13 protein-coding genes are annotated in these 16,376 nt (G+C 68.5%); 4 read left to right on the plus strand and 9 right to left on the minus strand.

All coding sequences use genetic code 11. The annotated features are described in order from the left end of the window. Window positions 1–238: 238 nt before the first annotated feature. The 8 genes from ACIQWX_RS14485 to ACIQWX_RS14520 all read right to left on the minus strand — a co-directional run bounded on the left by ACIQWX_RS14485 (window position 239) and on the right by ACIQWX_RS14520 (window position 7,368). Entirely contained in the window at window positions 239–1,717 is a 1,479-nt protein-coding gene (locus tag ACIQWX_RS14485; RefSeq protein WP_400869824.1) for an SAVED domain-containing protein, read from the minus strand. Continuing rightward, the gene (locus tag ACIQWX_RS14490) at window positions 1,714–2,208 is read right to left on the minus strand and encodes a Mov34/MPN/PAD-1 family protein (RefSeq protein ID WP_400869827.1); all 495 of its coding nucleotides are present in this window, start codon (window positions 2,206–2,208) and stop codon (window positions 1,714–1,716) included. Before ACIQWX_RS14490 ends, ACIQWX_RS14485 begins: the two co-directional genes overlap by 4 nt. Next, the gene (locus ACIQWX_RS14495) at window positions 2,205–2,726 is read right to left on the minus strand and encodes a Mov34/MPN/PAD-1 family protein (protein ID WP_400869829.1); all 522 of its coding nucleotides are present in this window, start codon (window positions 2,724–2,726) and stop codon (window positions 2,205–2,207) included. The genes ACIQWX_RS14490 and ACIQWX_RS14495 overlap by 4 nt, the downstream gene beginning before the upstream one ends. Further along, window positions 2,723–4,006, minus strand: a complete 1,284-nt coding sequence (locus ACIQWX_RS14500; RefSeq protein WP_400869831.1) for a ThiF family adenylyltransferase — start codon at window positions 4,004–4,006, stop codon at window positions 2,723–2,725. The genes ACIQWX_RS14495 and ACIQWX_RS14500 overlap by 4 nt, the downstream gene beginning before the upstream one ends. Continuing rightward, window positions 4,003–4,524, minus strand: a complete 522-nt coding sequence (locus ACIQWX_RS14505) for a hypothetical protein (RefSeq protein ID WP_400869834.1) — start codon at window positions 4,522–4,524, stop codon at window positions 4,003–4,005. The genes ACIQWX_RS14500 and ACIQWX_RS14505 overlap by 4 nt, the downstream gene beginning before the upstream one ends. Window positions 4,525–4,552: 28 nt before the next feature. Next, the gene (locus ACIQWX_RS14510) at window positions 4,553–5,524 is read right to left on the minus strand and encodes a hypothetical protein (RefSeq protein ID WP_400869837.1); all 972 of its coding nucleotides are present in this window, start codon (window positions 5,522–5,524) and stop codon (window positions 4,553–4,555) included. A 451-nt stretch (window positions 5,525–5,975) separates the two neighbouring features. Next, window positions 5,976–6,488, minus strand: a complete 513-nt coding sequence (locus tag ACIQWX_RS14515; RefSeq protein ID WP_400869840.1) for an NUDIX domain-containing protein — start codon at window positions 6,486–6,488, stop codon at window positions 5,976–5,978. A 583-nt stretch (window positions 6,489–7,071) separates the two neighbouring features. Beyond that, a complete protein-coding gene (locus tag ACIQWX_RS14520) occupies window positions 7,072–7,368 on the minus strand; it encodes a very short patch repair endonuclease (RefSeq protein WP_400869843.1) in 297 nt (98 codons plus the stop codon). Window positions 7,369–7,646: 278 nt separating this feature from the next. On the opposite strand from ACIQWX_RS14520, the gene ACIQWX_RS14525 reads away from it, so the two are divergent. From ACIQWX_RS14525 to ACIQWX_RS14540, 4 genes are read left to right on the plus strand one after another with little or no spacing between them, the layout of a single operon-like run. After that, the gene (locus ACIQWX_RS14525; RefSeq protein WP_400869846.1) at window positions 7,647–10,259 is read left to right on the plus strand and encodes an SEFIR domain-containing protein; all 2,613 of its coding nucleotides are present in this window, start codon (window positions 7,647–7,649) and stop codon (window positions 10,257–10,259) included. After that, window positions 10,195–11,475 carry a CHAT domain-containing protein gene (locus tag ACIQWX_RS14530; protein WP_400869849.1) on the plus strand — a complete coding sequence of 427 codons (1,281 nt, stop codon included), beginning with the start codon at window positions 10,195–10,197 and terminating at the stop codon, window positions 11,473–11,475. Before ACIQWX_RS14525 ends, ACIQWX_RS14530 begins: the two co-directional genes overlap by 65 nt. A 13-nt stretch (window positions 11,476–11,488) precedes the next feature. Then, a complete protein-coding gene (locus tag ACIQWX_RS14535; RefSeq protein WP_400869852.1) occupies window positions 11,489–13,129 on the plus strand; it encodes a CHAT domain-containing protein in 1,641 nt (546 codons plus the stop codon). Window positions 13,130–13,135: 6 nt separating this feature from the next. Next, window positions 13,136–14,293: an esterase/lipase family protein gene (locus ACIQWX_RS14540; protein ID WP_400869855.1), complete on the plus strand. Its 1,158-nt coding sequence runs from the start codon at window positions 13,136–13,138 to the stop codon at window positions 14,291–14,293. 6 nt (window positions 14,294–14,299) lie between these two features. Here the strand turns inward: ACIQWX_RS14540 and ACIQWX_RS14545 are convergent, their stop codons facing one another. Continuing rightward, window positions 14,300–16,321 (minus strand): hypothetical protein, encoded by a 2,022-nt coding sequence (locus ACIQWX_RS14545; protein WP_400869858.1) that lies wholly within the window; start codon window positions 16,319–16,321, stop codon window positions 14,300–14,302. Window positions 16,322–16,376 lie beyond the last annotated feature (55 nt).

The raw sequence follows: 16,376 nt of genomic DNA on the forward strand, positions 1-16,376 counted from the left end.
AACCTCGTGTACATGGATGGGGCAGATTCAGGCCAGCAGCGGACGGGGATCTGCTTTACGGGCTTCTGGTTCCGCGTGGCGAAGATCGGGGCTCGGTATCAGTTCGGCGACGATGGTGAGGAGGCGTTCGTCGCGGAGCGAGGGCGTGGAAGGGGGCCGGGTCGAGAGCACTGGGGCGATTGGCGAGCATGAGCATCGGATGTCGTGCGGTGGCGGTTTGGCGAACTCGATCGAGCGCTCATCCCGGAACAGTGAACGCCGGTATGTAGCCGAGCCCCGCTCCGAGGTGTTCGTAGACCACTGTGGTGCGGGTTCGGTTCCAGCGATGGCCGAGTACGAGCGCGAGCCCTCCGGGGCCGGCCAAGAACAAGTGAACCGCCTCGGCGGTCGCTTGACCGCCGAGCTCTGCCCGAACCAGGTTGCGTATCTTTTCTGCGTACGTCACGGCGTGCCGTGCGTCGGTGATGGATGCGTCGTCAGGTCCCGCGGCTGGTGTGATCGTTAGCAGATGATGGACCGGAACTCGGTTCGACCGCAGCCAGGTGACGACTTCTCCAGCCGGGTCGAGGGTGGTGCCGACAGCGACTGCGAGGTCCTTTCCGAGGTCGAGTTGCGTTCGTCTCAAGATGGGTTCGCCCAGCGGGACTTTGGTGGCATTCGTCGACCAGGTTTCTCCGCGTTGGACGTAGTGGAGTGTGTGCTGGCGAACCTGGGGCAGTGCGGTGCCGACTCGGAAGAACGTCGCTTGCCGCATGGAGCCGCGGACCACGGTCGTGGACCAGCCCTCGTTTTCGATCATAGCGGCGGTCGTGGCAAGTTCGCGGTCCATGCGGTTCCAGCTGTCCGGGTCACGTGGGACCACCCGTGCACGGGGGTCGTCACCGTCGTACAGGCCGACCCAGTGCAGAGCCACAGTCGCTTCGTCGGCGTGCGGGTCAGCGTCGATCGCTTGGACGACCAGCAGGGCAGAAGGTGGCTTTTGCCGTAGTCCGGTAACGGCCTGGCGGATGTCCTGCTCGTTGACCGTCCGTGTGCCTCCGACGACCCAGGCTGCGACGGTCGTCAGGCCTTGCTGAAGTGCCTCCTCGCTGCCGTCGAGCCCCGCGGCGAGCATCAGCGTGCGGACGTGGTCTCGTTCTGCGCTGATCGTCCGGCCGGTGATGAACTGCAGGTGGCCGAGCATGTCGAGAAGCTCTGCGCGGCTTGCGCCGACGTGCTCCGCCCAACGGGCGACCGTCGTGCCGGCCTCGGTGGTCGCGGACGTTTGGGAGACGTAGGGCACCAGAAGGTCGGTACGGCCGTCGACATGCCCCAGCAATGGATGGCCGCGGTCGAGGGCACGGTTGGTGATCAGCTGCATCGTGTGGTTGTCGCCGTACTGCTTGAGTGCGACGTGGCTGGCGTACAGCTTTTGCAGCAGGGTCTTGCTTTTGCCCGCGCGTGGCGGGGTCGTGAGGAAGGCTTCGTCGACGAGATCCGCGGGGTTGGTGGCCCACTTGACCTGCCCGTACACGTCGCCGCCGGCAGTTCGGCTGCGCAAGACCACGTCGTCGACATTGCCCGCTCCGGTGATCTCGACTTCCACCTGGGCGAATCGGCTGGCCGGGCCGATCACGCGCATCGCTGCGCCCCAAACGAAGAGGTCCTGGAAGGTGTCGCCTCCACGGCGGACTCCTGAACTCGACGGTGGACCGGCGGCAGGCCGGGGTGCGGTCATGACGATTCCTTCTCCAGGGTCTCGGAGAGCATTCCGTGCACAAGTGCGTGCTGCGCAGACTCGGTGACGATTGCCTCGACGAGGTCGTCGGCTCGGTGGATGAGGAGTACCAGCGGCTGCTCGTATTGGTCGGACGCACGTAGGATTGACGTGATGTCCTGGCTGCTGGCCCCGCAGGCCGCGGGGTGGCTGTGCCAGTCCCCGACGTAGCCGAGCCAGGGGTGCGGGTGCCGGTCGAGGGCCTCTTCAAGCGCGGCCTGCGCGGTGCTCTCGACACGCACCCAGGAGGTATGCGTGGCTTTGGGATCTGGCACTTCGATGGCGTGGCGTACGACTACCCGCCCGTCATCCCACCAGCCGAGTAACAGCCCGCCGGTTTCGCACGGGTGGGCGGCGTCTGCCGCCTTCCCAATCGCCGCGAGCACTTCCGGGCCGCTGCGGCGTACACCGCTGCGTGACGGGAGCCCCGGGGAAGGGGTGAGGTGGGTCATGTCGGCAGGCGTCCTTGTCCGTCAACGTGCTCGGTGAGTTGGATCGGCACCGCGGTGGTGCTGCGAGGGGCGCAGGCCCAAGCGATCATGCCGATGTCGGGTGCGTGTGGTGACGGCAAAGGCCCGATGATGATGGACAGGATCACGGTAAATCGGAGTTCTGGATCGGCGAGTAGGTTGCAGTAGGTTTCGAGGTCGGTTTTGCTGGGGGCAGGTTCGGTGGTGGGGTGGGTGTGCCATTCGCCAATCCAGATGCTGCCGTCCGCCTCAAATGCGCTATCTGCCAACTGCTGGGCATGAGCGCGATCGCGGAGGAAGAACGTTGGCGTGCGCACCGCGGCGGGGCCAGGGTCACCGGCGTGACGCACGTTGGCGACGCCGTCTGTGCTGATGTCACCGAGCAGGATGCCGCCGGTCTCTCGGCCATCACTGGCAGTGTCGATCTCGTGGGCGATTGTTCGGGCTGCCAGATCGGCGAGCCGCACCTGTCTAATCTTCTCAGGTTCCGCGCGGGTCATGCTGGCTCGCATGTGGGGCAGCCCGGCCTAGGGGGTTTCGCCGGCAACCAGCGAATAGTGGCGCTGTCTTCAACGTTGAACGGTGGCGCGAGCCCTATCTGGGGCCGGAGGCCGATAACGCCATGTTCCCCGGCGAGCGTCTGGTCGGGATGGCCACGCCGCTCCAGCAGGGTCGCCACGCTCACTTTCGCGGCGAGCTGTCCGACGAGGTGAAGATCGGATCCGACAGCCGTCATGGGGCGGTGGGTTGTTCCCGTGCCGTAGTCGGCGTCCAGCGAGGGCTCGGGATCGATGGCGCCCTCTTCGACCAGTGCCTCGCGTTGGCAGACCAGACAGCCTCGGTCCCGCCACGGTCGTAGTCGGATGACCTCGCCGAGGCCGCCGTCTTCCAGGACGCAGGCAAGGACAGCATCGCGGTTGGCGCGGCGGGCAAGGTGGCTGACGACGCGGCGAGGAGCGACGCCGTCGGCGGCACACAGCACGAGGTCGACGCGACGCAGCAGGGCTCGGACACAGTCGGCGTCTCCAACGACGTCGAGCCGAAGCGCTTTGACCTCAGTGTCGGGGCGCAGGTCGTCGAGCTGCTGTTTGAGGACGTCGACCTTGTATTGACCGACGTGTCGGGCGTCGCCGACGTGGCGGACGAGGTTGTGTCGGAGCAGCCGGTCGGGATCGAGCACGGTCAGACGCCCGACTCCGTATGTGGCCAGCGCGTGGGCGGCGGCACCTCCGATGCTGCCTGCGCCCACGAGCAGTACCGCGGTTTCGGCGAGGGCGGCGACGGGCCAGTAATCGGCAAGCTGTCGCATTCCCTGGTCAGCGGCTTGCACGTCGAGATCGACGGGTTCCACGCCGTTGGGGGTGACGTACCAGGCGGCAATGTCTGGAATGTCCACCTCCGGATAGGAGGCGTGGACGTCGGCGGACAGCGTCAAAGCCAGGTAACCGCCCCCACTGGGGTTGAGCCATCCGCTGTCAATCCACGATCTGAACCCCTCAAGCTTCAGCGCGCCCCGTATCTTGCGGAGTTGCCACCAGAACAGGTGTAGTTCAGGTGGGACCCGGTACCACCGATGTCCGCCGCGAGAATTCGCGGAGTGAAGAAAGTGGGTCTTGGGTTGAAGCGGAGCAGGCAAGATCGGCTCATTGCCGTGCGATACGGCAATAACCGCTCCCACCTGATGGGGATCGGAGGCCTGAAAGGTGATCTGACCCCACTGCCCCCCGCCTCGGATGCGTTGCGCGGCAAGCTGAGGAACAAGGACAAGGAGGCCGCTCATGCAGGTTCCTCGCTGGCGGGTGATGCCTGCTCGAGAGCTTGCGCTATAAGGTGGTCTTGGCTGGCATCGGTGACGATGCCGTTGACTGTCATCGCTTCAATGACGTCGGCCCTGAGGAGTGCGTACTCGACTCGCCAACCTGCGGCCTTCAGCAGCAGGTCCACTATCGAATCGCGTCCGGTCCATGCCGCTGCGTCCTGCAACAAGCACAGGCTGCCGTCACCCATCACATGGAACCGGGCCTGGGTGTATTCGATCGGCTCGGGGGCCGGGTCGAGCGGGTAGATGGCGGGTGGCACCATCGGATAGGCGTGTCCGTAGTTCACCGTGACAGGCATGCCGGCGTCACCGATCAGCTCCCGTAGGCGGGCAGGCTCTGGCCGGTCGAACGGCCATGGCGGTAGTCGCCCTTCCCATCGTCCAGGCCCGTCCGGGATCCAGGTCAGGTCCGGGAAACGCGTCGTGACCTCGGATTGGTCGCGGGCGAGCCTTCTCGGCTCACACGCCCACCAGGTCACCGGCTGATCGTCATTTGGAGGCATTGGGTCAGCCTTGCGGCGCGTCCTTGACTGGGCGGGGCCGCAGCAAGGTGGGACCGGTCACCGCTGCTGCTTGGGTTGTCTTCTTCTCCTCCGGAACCGGGAAGTCCTCACCGAACAGCTCCTGCCAGATCTGCGCTGCCCCGTCGGTGTCGCCGTCCGCTGCAGCAGCACACGCCCGTACGGCGAAATCACGTGCGCTCTCCAGGGTCGAGCGCAAAGCAGCCACGTCGAGGTCGGGCTGGATAGCGCCACAATGCCCGGCTGGATCTTCGACGCCGTAGCCGACCTCCACGGCTGCTGAGGTGAAGAACGCCTTCAACGCTTCAGGCCGGTTCTTGTCCACGGGCAGGCACTCGAGCGCGAGCACTTCGATGACCAGAGACTTGACCTTGGTCGGCACGCCATGCCGCCACAGCTTGAGTACACGAACCATCGGCCGGAAGTATGACCACTTCTCCTGACGCAGCTGCACCTCGCGAATCAGGTACTCAGGATCGGCCGTGTTCCACTCAGCCTGCCGAGTGCTCGGCAACTGCAGAGTGTTGTCGGGTTGCCGCAGGGCCGGCATGACGTCGACCGTGAACGCGTCGTCCTGCTCGGGCGGGTCAATGAAGCATTTCACCGCCCGGTCGCGGGTCCGGCCCAGCCGGACCAACTGGTCCACGCTGCCGTTGGTCGCTCCCAACAGCGTGTTGACCCGCTTGCGCACGTGATCGAGGGCGTCTTGAGACGAGGTGCCCGGCGAGCCCCAGTCGGTGTGCTGCTTCCCGTCGAAGACGACGATGAGGTCGACATCGTGGACCGGCTTGAGCTGGGTGCTGCGGCGCAGCGACCCCGATCCGAAGACCTCTACGACGTCGCCTTCCGCGCGGAGCGCGTCGCTGAATACGTCCCGCCGCTCCCGGGCAAGGGCGACCTGCTCGGGGTCGGCGTCCACGGTTTTCTGGTAATCGTCGAACGCTGCGTTCAAGTCCATGCCACACCTCGGTAAGTGATCTACACGTTCGGAGCTGTAGGTCACGACCCAGGACTCCCGTCCGAGGTTGAGTGGCTCATACGGCACCCGCTAAAGCCACGATAAGCGCACCCACCGACAAAACAGCACTCATTTGGCTCGAGTCGGACACCAGCTCGAAGCGTAGAAATAGCATTGGGAGCTGGGGTGATTACGGAACGGTGCGACGGGGTAACGCAACGGACGTCACTGAATCGAGTGTATTCGATGGCCGCCACGTGAGGCTTGGGGAAGTTGCTCAGGCGCAAGGAGCTCCTCCTCCCGGGCCCGACGGTGAGGTGGTCGTCGAATCCAGACGGCCAGCCGACGCTGGACCGGCAGGTGTCATCCACTCGATACGAGGTCGAAGACGTCCGGCAGGGGTCGCCGTCGCCCGGAGCTCACTTGTCGCGATCTGTGGATGCAACCTGGATCAAGTGGCCGGGGCGAAGCCGTGCTCGAGGTAGAGCGGCTCGGGGTGGCCGGTACGCGCGTGCAGGACGCAGGCGGCCACCCGGCGGGCCAGCCGGGGGACCATCAGTTCGGTGAGCTGGTCAGGGTCGGCGTAGGCCTGTTCGCCGATCTCGCCGTCGACGTAGCGGATGTTCGCCGACTGTTCAGGGGTGAGGACGCCGCCGTGGTAGAGGAACGCGAGCATGGGGGCGTGGTCTTCGCCTTCGGGGATCGAGTCGATCCCGAGGATCCGGCCGACGGTGATGTCGAGGCCGAGTTCTTCGGCGACCTCGCGCCGGGCGGTGCCGAGGGGCGATTCGCCGCGGCGTGCTTCGGTGACGCCGCCGGGGATTTCCCACAGCGCGCGTCCGGTTGGCTTCACGATCAGGACGCGTTCGTGGTCGGGGTTATCGAAGAAGAGCACGCCGGCGGACGGGATGGCCATCGGGTAGTTCTCGAAGAAGCGCTGCTGCGTCGCGGCGGCCGTCGTCACGCAGGGCAGGCTATCCCGCCCCCAAGTGTCGCTATCCGTGTAGGTTCTTGTGACGCGATGTAGTCGAGCGGATCCGCGGTGCTCGTAGCGACTCCCGCAGCGTCTGCAGGCGGTGCCGATAAGGCGGGTGCCGCACCGGCAGGCCCAGCCGACGTGCCGGTGCGGGTTGCCCGCGACGAGCGCGTGGGGCGGGACGCCTGACCGGTAGTGAGCCAGTGTTGCGCTCCATTGTGGAATCCTTGCGGCGGTTGTCTCAGAACGGTCCTCCAAGGCGACGTCGACGTGGCGGCTGGAGCTGGCACGAGTCAGGTGCGGTCCGGGTGAGTCGGCGTGGTGAGTCGACCGATCCCCGTGGTGTGCGGAATGTCGCTGTTCGCAGGGACCGGCCGACTGGCCAACCGGGTGTTCGGTGTGGCGCTGTCATCGGTGGCCTCTTGCTGCGCGCGGTGTTCGGAGTCGCCGGCTGCCGCTACGAGGCGGGTTGCGTGTGCGGCTTTACAGCTAGCTTTCGCGTACGGACGACACGCTCCAAGCGTGTCGCAGCTTCTGCGGCATCTTCGTGCTCCCAGATTCTGGCAACCAATCACCCCATCGCAGTCAAGACGGCGTCGGTATCACGGTCACGTCTGGCGATACCTCGGAGTTTGAGCCGCCACCAACTCCTGTTAGCAATGGGCAGGTGACCGTGCTCAGGGCAGGAGTGCCAGAAACAACCGTCGACGAATACCGCGATGCGCGCGCCACGCAAGAGAATATCGTCCCGTCGACGCCGATTCCCGCCCGGAACCGGCTGGTCGACGACAAATCGAAGACCGCGACGGTGAAGCGCGCGTCGGAGCGCGATCTCGGGTCCCGTGCCTGCCCTGCGGGTCCGGCGCATGACGGCTGAAGTAGCCGCGGATGACGCCGGCGGAGCAGGGCCGGGATCCAGGTGTCGGTACACGTGAGGAGTCTCTCATCAAGGTCCGACAGAACCGATTGGCTCTGTGCCGCCTGCGGTAAGGGTTGAGCCGTTCCGTCAGCGGCAGCAGGCCGAGCACCGGCGCTTGCTCCGCCGGACTTCGGTTCGTGAACTTCGGCCCGCGACTGCGCCGAAGGCGGATCTGGCGCATCGTATCCTGGTCAGGAGCGGTGGTTCGTCTTGGCCGGAAGGTGCAGATGGGTGACGAGCGAGTCGAGCTGGCCGGGTCCGATAACCGGACGGTGCCCAGGGTGTTTGTCACGTATTCCCACGACTCACCGGAACACAAGGAGCTCGTGCTGCGGTTCTGCACGTTCTTGCGGGCCGAAGCCGGACTGGACGTTCACGTCGACCGGTGGTACGAGGACGTGCGCCGCGATTGGTCGCTCTGGGCGATTGAACAACTGGCGGTGGCGGACTTCGTCTTGGTCATCGCTTCGCCCGGGTACCGGCGACGGGTGGACGGGTGGGCTGCTCCGGACGAAGGGCGAGGGGCGCAGTTCGAGGGCGCGATCATCCGCGACAATCTGACGCGGGACCTGCCGTCGGAGACGCGTCGTGTGCTGCCGGTCGTGCTACCAGGTAGATCAATCAGTGAGATCCCGGCGTTTCTGCACGGCCATTCGACGTCGCACTATGTCATCCCGGCGTTCACCTTGGACGGCGCCGCCGAGCTGCTGGCGGTGATCGCGGGAGTCGCACGGCATCCGTGGCCGGCGCGCGGCCGTTACGTCGGCGCACGAAGCTCACCGGGTGGCTCGGGCCTCGTGCCGTGGCCGGCGTTGCTCACGCGAGCCCGCGACGGCGGTACCAAGGTCCTCAGTGTGGTGACGGGGCTCGCGGTGCTGTCGGGGATGGCGGGGCTGACGTGGAGCGGCCGGGACGAGGCGGCGGTCGGAGGGTGGACCCTGACCGCGTTGGCCGCAGGCGTCCTGCTGGCCGTGCTGACGTGGCGGCGGCTCGACTCCGGGAGGCCGGGATCGCTCGATGAGCTCGCCGTAGCCGTGCGGGCGCAGTGGCGCGTCGAGGAGCGGTTGCGGCGGTTGCAGGATCCGGCGCCGATGCAACCGCGCTGGAACGTCGCCGGTCGGGAACTGCAGGACCACGAGGCAAACATCGGCATCCCGCATCGGAACGATGCCGGCCGGCTGGACGATGTCGCCGATCTTTTCCTCCACGTTCCCTCCGGACGGCTGGTCGTGGTGGGCGAACCGGGCGCGGGCAAGACGGTGCTGGCGTTGCGGCTCACTTTGGCTCTGCTCGAGCGGCGGGGGACGGGTGATCCCGTGCCGGTGCTGTTGTCCCTGGCGTCGTGGGATCCCCGTCGGGAGGGGTTGCGCGATTGGCTGGCCGCGAGGCTGGTCTCCGACTACGCGTGGCTCGGCTGGTCCGGCCGGTTCGCGCGCGAGCTGGTCGAGACCGGACGCGTGTTGCCGGTTCTGGATGGACTGGACGAGATGCCTGGGGCGGTGCGCACTGCGGCCATCCGCCGGATCAACGCCGGTCTGCACCCGGGTGACCGGATCGTGCTGACCTGTCGCCGGGCCGAGTACGCGGCCGTGGTCGAGCAGGCGGATGTGCTCACCGCCGCGCTGGTGCTCGAGTTGCAGCCGCTGGTCGTCGAGGAAGTTGCCGGCTACCTGGTCCGTACGGCGCGGGTGCCGTCGGTGCCCGGCGCGCCAGGCAAGTGGGACGCGGTGCTGGACTACCTGCGAGCTGGCGCCGAGCCTCGTGCGCTGGAGCTGCTGTCCGTGCTCGGTCTGCCGCTGATGACGTCGCTGGCCCGCAGTGCCTACAGCGACACGACCGCCGACCCGATCGAGCTGGTCGTCGATCACCGCCTGGCGCGGGCGACGGACGTCGCCGACCACCTGGTCGGCCAGTTCATCCCGGCTGTGTATGACGACCTGCTCGGCGACCACCGGTGGACGGCCGAGCGAGCCGGCCGCTGGCTGGGGTTCCTGGCGACGTTGATCGAAGGCGCGGACGGCGTGGGGTTCGCGTGGTGGGAGCTGTGCCGTGCCGTGCCCCGGGTGGTCGAGGGCGCGGTCGGGGTGCTGGCGGGCGGGCTCGCCGCCGGGCTGCTGGTGGGCTCGGTCAGTGGGGCGGTGCCCGGTCTGCTGGCCGGTGTGGCGGGGGGAGCGGTCAGCGGGGTGGTGAGCCTGTCGGGGCCGCCACTGCCGTCGACCGTGCGGCTGCGCGCACGCGGGCCGGACCCGGTCCGGCGTCCGATGCTGTTTCGCACGCCGCCGGTTGGGTGGCTCGCCGCGGGGGCGGTCTTGGCCGGCGCTCTGTGGTTCGCGGCCGGCCCGTTCGGCCTGGCGCTGGGTGGTTTCGCGATCGCCCTGGCGTTTTGGCTGGACGCCTGGTTCGATGTGCCGGCCGATGTCCGTGACGCTGTGGGGCCGCACTCCATCCTGCGAGCCGACCGGACCGCTGCGCTCACGCGCGGGGCGGCACGCGGTGTGGTGATCAGCGCCGCTGTCGCGCCGATCGTGCCGCTGCCCACGACGATCGGCTTCGCCCTGGCAGCGCTCGTGGTCAGCGTGGCCTATACGTCGTGGGGGCGGTTCGTCGTGGCCAGGGGCTGGTTCGCGCTGACCGGACGGCTGCCGTGGCGGTTGATGGAATTCCTCGATGACGCGCACCGGCGAGGTGTGTTGCGGCAAGCCGGCAGTGTCCACGAATTCCGCCATGCGATACTGCGGGAACGTCTTCGGACACGAGCGGGAACGAGGAGCAAGCGTGACCGAACCCTCCATTGCCGATCTGCGGGCGGCGCGGCAGGAACTGGACGACGTCATCCGTGAAATACAGCAGGTGCCCGGGTTCGAGGACTTCCTTGCCGCGCCGGGGTTTCCCGACATCGCCCGGGCGGCCGCCGACCAGCCCCTCGTTTACCTGGCTGCCGCGGACGAGGGCGGATTCGCGCTTGTCGTACGTGGTTCGGGGGTTACCCCGGTCGAATTGCCGTTGTTGACATCGGCCAAAGTGCACGAGCTGGTGGAAAAGTACCGCCGCTGTGTCGAGCGCATTCGGCGAGACGGCCGGAACCAGGAATTCCGGAAGGAATGGCGGGGATTTCTCGACGACGCAACCCAGTGGCTGTGGGACGCCGCCATGGGCGACGTGCTGAGCGGGCTGGGGCAGGCTGCCGAAACTACCTTGGTGCCCTGCGGGCAGCTGGGGCTGCTGCCGCTGCACGCTGCGTGGACCGCCGACGAAGCCGCCGTGACTGGCCGCCGGCATGCGATCGACACGGTCGCGTTCGCCTACAGCGCGAACGCGCGCGCCCGCGAGACGTGCCGACGGCGTGCCGCCGACCGGTCGGCCGAGCGGATTCTCGCGGTGGCCGACCCCCGGTCGACGGGCGCCGGCCTCGAGGACACCCAAGCCGAAGCCGTGATCGCCGCGCAGTCGTGCCCGCAGCATGAGGTGCTGAAAGGCGAGCAGGTCACGGTGGCAGAGCTGGAGCGCGGCCTCGCCGTCGCGGATGTGCTGCATTTCGGCGGCCACGGCCGAGCGCACCTCACCGCGCCGCTGACCAGCTACCTCTTGCTCGCCGACGGCGCGCGGTTGTCGTTGGAGCAGATCCTCCGGATGCGGCTGGAGACCCGGCTGGCCGTGCTGTCCGCCTGCCAGACGGCGGTGCTGGGTATCGACCTTCCGGACGAGGTGGTCAACCTGCCGACCGGGCTCGTGCAGGCCGGCGTCGCCGGCGTGCTGGCCACGATGTGGGGTGTCGGCCAGCACGCGAGCGCCCTGTTGACTGCGACGTTCTACCGCCACTGGCAGGGTGGGTCGCCTGCCGTTGCGCTGGCCCGGGCGCAGCGGTGGCTTCGTGACGCCACCGTCGGCGAACTCGAGGAGGACTGGGCTCAGGCAATGACGGCGGGAGAAAAATGGCTGCCCGCGGAAGCCGGAGAGCACCTCCTGGCACGCATGCTCGACTTGCACGAGGACATCGACGAACGGCCGTGGTCGGCCATCGACGCCTGGGCGGCGTTCGCCTTCACAGGAGCATGAGGGCCCGACACGGATGAACGAAGCCACCTTGCGCCGGCTCGCGCAGCTGCTGCTGGCCGACCTGACTGTCGTGGTGCCCGACCCGGTGCAGGCCGAGGAGATCAGGGCGGAGCTGCGCCGGTTGCTCGACCAGCCGCCCGGCGTGAGCGTGGCCGGTGGCCTGCGCCGGATTCTCGCCCGCCGGGAGATCCGGGGGTGGGTGCGGCAGCAACGCGGGGCTGGCGAGGACACTCCCAAGTCGGACGGCGACGAAGACGCGCCGGTGCGCTACCTCTGCGGCCAAAATCCGAAGCGGGTGCGTGTCGGACAGGTGTTCCCGTTGGAAATTTCGATCCGCCGTCAGCCAGAGGGACGGGCCGCCCCGCTGGCACCGTTCGCAGTGCCGCTCAGAGGTGTAACGGTCACCTTGGCGCTGGACGCGGACGACCTGGACGTTCTGGACGACCAGTGCCAGGAGCTCTTTGTCCCGCCGGGTGAGGAGGACAGTCGGACCGTGCTGTTCCGACTCCGCGCACCGGTCGACCGGGTTTACGAGCCGTCGGTGCGGGTGTACATCGGCGGCAGCCCGGTCGGGGAGTTGTCGGTGCGGATCACGGCCGGAATCGAGAGCGCCGCCTCGCTGGTCGACGTGGCCGCGCCGATCGTCGACCTGCGGCCGGCGCCGCGTGAACTGGCTCTGGACGTCGTCCGTGTGGAGGACGGCTACGAGTACCGGTTGCTGGGTGGTGGTTCGGACGACCTCATCTGCCATCGGCGTGTTCCGGCCGGCTTGGTGACCCGGCTGCACCAGGAACTGACCAGACTGGCTGCAACGCGTGAGTACGACGCGGCCGGCGCCCGCCGGCATCTGGAAGATCTCGGGCTCGACTTGTGGACGAGCGGAGTTCCGGTCGGCCTGCGAGACGCGCTGGTCGGCCGGGTGGAGGCGGCTGATTCGCTGTCGATCGTCACCGATCTGCACGCGGTCCCGTGGGAGCTGCTGTGCCCGGACCCGGCGGGCTCGGCAGGGCGCTTCCTCGCGGAACGAAAACCAGTCGTCCGGCGGGTCACCGGACAGACCTACCGGCGAGAGCTCGATCTGGGTCGCGCCGCATACGTCCATCCGCCGACGTCGCCGCCGGACATCGCGGGCGAGCTGGACGCGGTGCGGGAAATCCTGGGTGCCCGGGCCGACCACCTGCCTCGGATCAGCGGCTTCACCGAACTGACTGACCTGGTCGACGGCGGTGCGTTCGAGTTGCTGCACCTGGCCTGCCACAACGAATTCCAGGATCGGGGCTGGGATCGCGTCGGCCTGGCCGGCGGCTCGTTCACGCCCCTGAACCTGCAGCGGGCGAAGCTGGCGGTGACCAGCCCACTGGTCTTCTTCAACGCGTGCCGCACCACGGGCGGTGCGGTGGATACCAGGCTGGAGTCTTGGGCGTCCGGCTTCCTACGGGCGGGCGCCGGCGCGTTCGTGGGGACGGCCTGGCCGGTCCGCACGGGCACCGCTCGCCGGTACGCGAAGAGCTTCTACCGCGCCCTGGTGGATCAGCACATGTCGCTGGGTGACGCGTCATTGTTCGCACGGCGGGCCACTCAAGACGACCAAGATCCGTCCTGGCTGGCATATGCCGTGTACGGCCACGCGTCCGCAGCCCTGACCAAGAGGTGAGAGGTCATGACAACGACCCCGGTGTTCGTCATCCACGGCACCAGCAACCGCACCGGCGATGAGCTGACCGCGCGCGTGCGAAGGCTGCAGAAGGAAATAGGCGACCGCTGGACCCTCTACCCCGCGTTCTGGGGCGACCTCGGCGCGGCGCCCGAGGAGCGATGGATCCACGAGACCATCCCGGGCTACCGTCCGGGCCGGGAGGAGGTGCGCGGCCCCGAAGACGATCCGCTGCCGGCACCCGGCATGGACTTGCTGGCGGCAGCGCTGGCGGCCGCCGAGGCCTCGGACGGGCCGGCGCCCGACGAGGCGCGGCAGGTGGCCATGGTGGTGTCCGGCATCGAGCGGGCGTTGGGCGAGCACGGCGTCTCCGACGAGCTGCTGAAGCGGCAGATCATCGAAGCCGTCGGCGCCGCGTGGACGGCCGACATGTACTGGCTGTGGCAGGTCACCGACGCCGCGGTGTTGGACGAAATCGGCCACTCCGTGGCGACGGACCTGCTGAGCAGGCTGCCCGAAGAGCCGATCGAGGTGCGCGACGCCGCAGCGGTCCGTGAGCTGGTCGGCAACCGGCTCGCGGACCTGAACCGCGTGATCGGCGTGACGCTGGGCGCGGCCGGTGGCCGGGTGAACGCACTGGTGCGGATCGCGCTCGCCGGCCAGATCGCCGGCAACTTCGGTGATGTCATCGTCTACCAGCGAAAGCAGCAGGAGATCCACGACCGGATCCGGCAGATCGTCGCCGACGTCGACGACCGGCTGGGCCGTGATCCCGAGCATCCCGTGCACCTGATCGGCCACAGCCTCGGCGCGACCATCGCCCTCGACTTGGCGACCCGGGCCGACGATCCATTGTGGACGGATTCGGTGATCACCTTCGGCAGCTTGTGGCCGCTGTTCCACGTCTGCGACCCGCGTCGTGGCCTCCCGCCCTACACCGGCAGCCCTGTTCGCCTGCCGCCTTCGGTCCGGCGGTGGACCAACCTGTGGGAGCCCCTGGATCCGCTCGCGTTCGTCGCCGCCCGCGTCTTCACCCTCGCCAATGGCGAGCCGCCCCGGGACGTGGAGGTCCAGCACCGCTACGCGTCCGGGCTGTCGACGCACTCGGTCTACTGGACCGCGCCGCAGCTGGTGTCCGAGCTCGTCCGGGCGTTGAGCGGCTGACCGCGCTCACGACCGGCCGTCCACGATCGCGAGCCGGGTCGCGGCCCGGCGGAAGCGGTCGGCCAGGTCCGGCGCCACCACGTCGAGCCTGCTCAGCTCGGCGGGCGTCCGGTCCAGCGCTTCGGACAGCAGGTAGGCCCGTCCGGACTCCAACCGCACCGTCGCCGAGCGCGCGTCACCGGTGCGCATCAGCGCGTGGGCGCCCAGCGCGGGTAGTTGCTGCGCTGCGTCCAGCCAGTTCTCCTTGTGGCCACGGACGTGCTGGGCACGGAACAGGCGGTCGGTGGCTTCGGCCGCGTACCGGTCCGCCGCCACCGCGTCCGCCCAGTCGCGGCGTTCGCAGGCCCACATCGCCCAGTTCTTCGCGGCGATGAGCCGGTCCTGCGCGCCGCGTTCGGCGGTCAGCTCGCCACACAGGCGGTAGCAGCGCGTCCCGTCGTTTAGTGACTCAGCGTCGCGATCACGGCGCCATGACTGGTACCGGCCGTTGCCGAGGTTGTTGAGCCGGGCAGGCAGGTCCGGTGACGTCCCGGGTGTCTGGTCCACTGCCCGGACCAGGTGCGTCAGCGCTTCGTCGAGGCTGGCCGGCTGGCTGTCGTGCCGGTAGCGGTCCAGCAGCGCGTTGCCGAGGTTGGTGCGGATGGCGGGACCGTCCGGTGTGCTGTCCGAGGTGTGCGTCAGGGCCGCCCGGTAGGCGGCGATCGCGCGGTCGAGGTCATGCGAGTCGTCGGTCAGCGCGTATCGCGCGCGGAGGGTGCCTGCCAGGTTGTGCCATCGCACGGGCAAGTCAGTGCTCCCCGCCTGGGCGGTGATCGCGCGCTCATGCAGGTCCACGGCCCGCCCGAGTTCCGCGTAGTTCTTCGTCCGGACAGCGTGCGTGCGCAGGGCGGACGCCAGTTGGTCGAGCCGGAGCGAACGGTCGCTGCTGCCCGTCGGGGTGGCGGCGAGCGCCAGCCGGTACTGGCTGATCGCTGCTTCCAGCTCTGCGAGGTCGCCGGTGGTCCGGTACCGCTCGACCAGCGCGGTGCCGAAGTTGGTCTGCAGTACGGCGAGCCGGGGTGTGTGGGCGGGGGTGAGCTCGACAGCGCGCTCGAGGGCGGAAAGGGCCGCGACCAGATCGGTCGGCTCGCCGTCGGCGCCGTAGCGGTGCTGCAGTGCGGCTGCCAGCGTCGACAGGCGCATGGGCAGTTCGGGGTCGCGGTCGGCTGTCCCGGCCACTGCCGCCGTCAGCAGGAGCACGGCCTTCGCCAGGTCGGCCGGCTCGCCCTGGTGGACATGACGATCGGTCAGCGCGAGGCCGAGGTTGTGCTGGTTCCTGGCGTAACCCGGATCGTCGGGTGTCGTCGCGTCGAGAGCGTCGCCGAACGCCGTGATGGCGGCGGCGAGATCGGCGTCGCGGCCGTCGCGTTCGAAACGGAGGTGGTAGGCGCCGCCCAGGCTCGTGTACAGCATCGGTTGGCTGGGATGGTCCGGTGCTGCGGTCGCGGAGGCTTCTTCCAGGCGCGCCACGGCGTCGAGCAGATCCTGCTCGCTCGGTGCCAGGTCGTAGCGCTCCTGCAAGGCCCGGCCGAGGTTGACCAGTGCGTCGACGCGGATCGGGTCGTCGGGCGGGGACAACGAGACGGTTTCGCCCAGGTCGAGGACGGCTTGGTCGATGTCCGCCGCGCGGCCGTACCGCCGGAACGACTCGACGCGCGCGACGCCCAGGTTCATCAGGGCGATCACCCGGAGCCCGGTGCCGATCGCCGCCGCGACCGCCTCGGCGAGCAGCCTGAGGGCGTCGTCGAGCAGCGCGTCGCCGCCGCCGTCCAGGAAGTCCCGCAGCGCGTCGGTGCCGGTGTCGAGCAGCTGTGGATCGGCGTCATCGGCCGGAAACACTTCGGCGAACGCGACGTCGGGGCCGACCGCGCCGCAGCGCAGCAGCAACGCCAGACAGAATTCGTGGTCGGCCGCCTGACGGTACGCCCCTAGGCCCCGGTGGTGGCTGGCGAGTTCGGCGAGCTCCGCCGTTGTCTCGGCACTCAGCAACTCCGGATACCTCTTGATCAGCTGGCAGGCCCGGGGCCAGCTCGTGGTGCGAAGG

The organism is Amycolatopsis sp. NPDC098790, assembly GCF_044759945.1.
Classification (GTDB): domain Bacteria; phylum Actinomycetota; class Actinomycetes; order Mycobacteriales; family Pseudonocardiaceae; genus Amycolatopsis.

Bases quoted from the DNA above. Each gene is read 5' to 3' on its own strand.
- ACIQWX_RS14485 (WP_400869824.1), bottom strand. From the start codon at position 1,717: ATGACCGCACCCCGGCCTGCCGCCGGTCCACCGTCGAGTTCAGGAGTC.
- ACIQWX_RS14490 (WP_400869827.1), bottom strand. From the start codon at position 2,208: ATGACCCACCTCACCCCTTCCCCGGGGCTCCCGTCACGCAGCGGTGTA.
- ACIQWX_RS14495 (WP_400869829.1), bottom strand. From the start codon at position 2,726: ATGACCCGCGCGGAACCTGAGAAGATTAGACAGGTGCGGCTCGCCGAT.
- ACIQWX_RS14500 (WP_400869831.1), bottom strand. From the start codon at position 4,006: ATGAGCGGCCTCCTTGTCCTTGTTCCTCAGCTTGCCGCGCAACGCATC.
- ACIQWX_RS14510 (WP_400869837.1), bottom strand. From the start codon at position 5,524: ATGGACTTGAACGCAGCGTTCGACGATTACCAGAAAACCGTGGACGCC.
- ACIQWX_RS14520 (WP_400869843.1), bottom strand. From the start codon at position 7,368: ATGCGCCGGACCCGCAGGGCAGGCACGGGACCCGAGATCGCGCTCCGA.
- ACIQWX_RS14525 (WP_400869846.1), top strand. From the start codon at position 7,647: ATGGGTGACGAGCGAGTCGAGCTGGCCGGGTCCGATAACCGGACGGTG.
- ACIQWX_RS14535 (WP_400869852.1), top strand. From the start codon at position 11,489: ATGAACGAAGCCACCTTGCGCCGGCTCGCGCAGCTGCTGCTGGCCGAC.
- ACIQWX_RS14540 (WP_400869855.1), top strand. From the start codon at position 13,136: ATGACAACGACCCCGGTGTTCGTCATCCACGGCACCAGCAACCGCACC.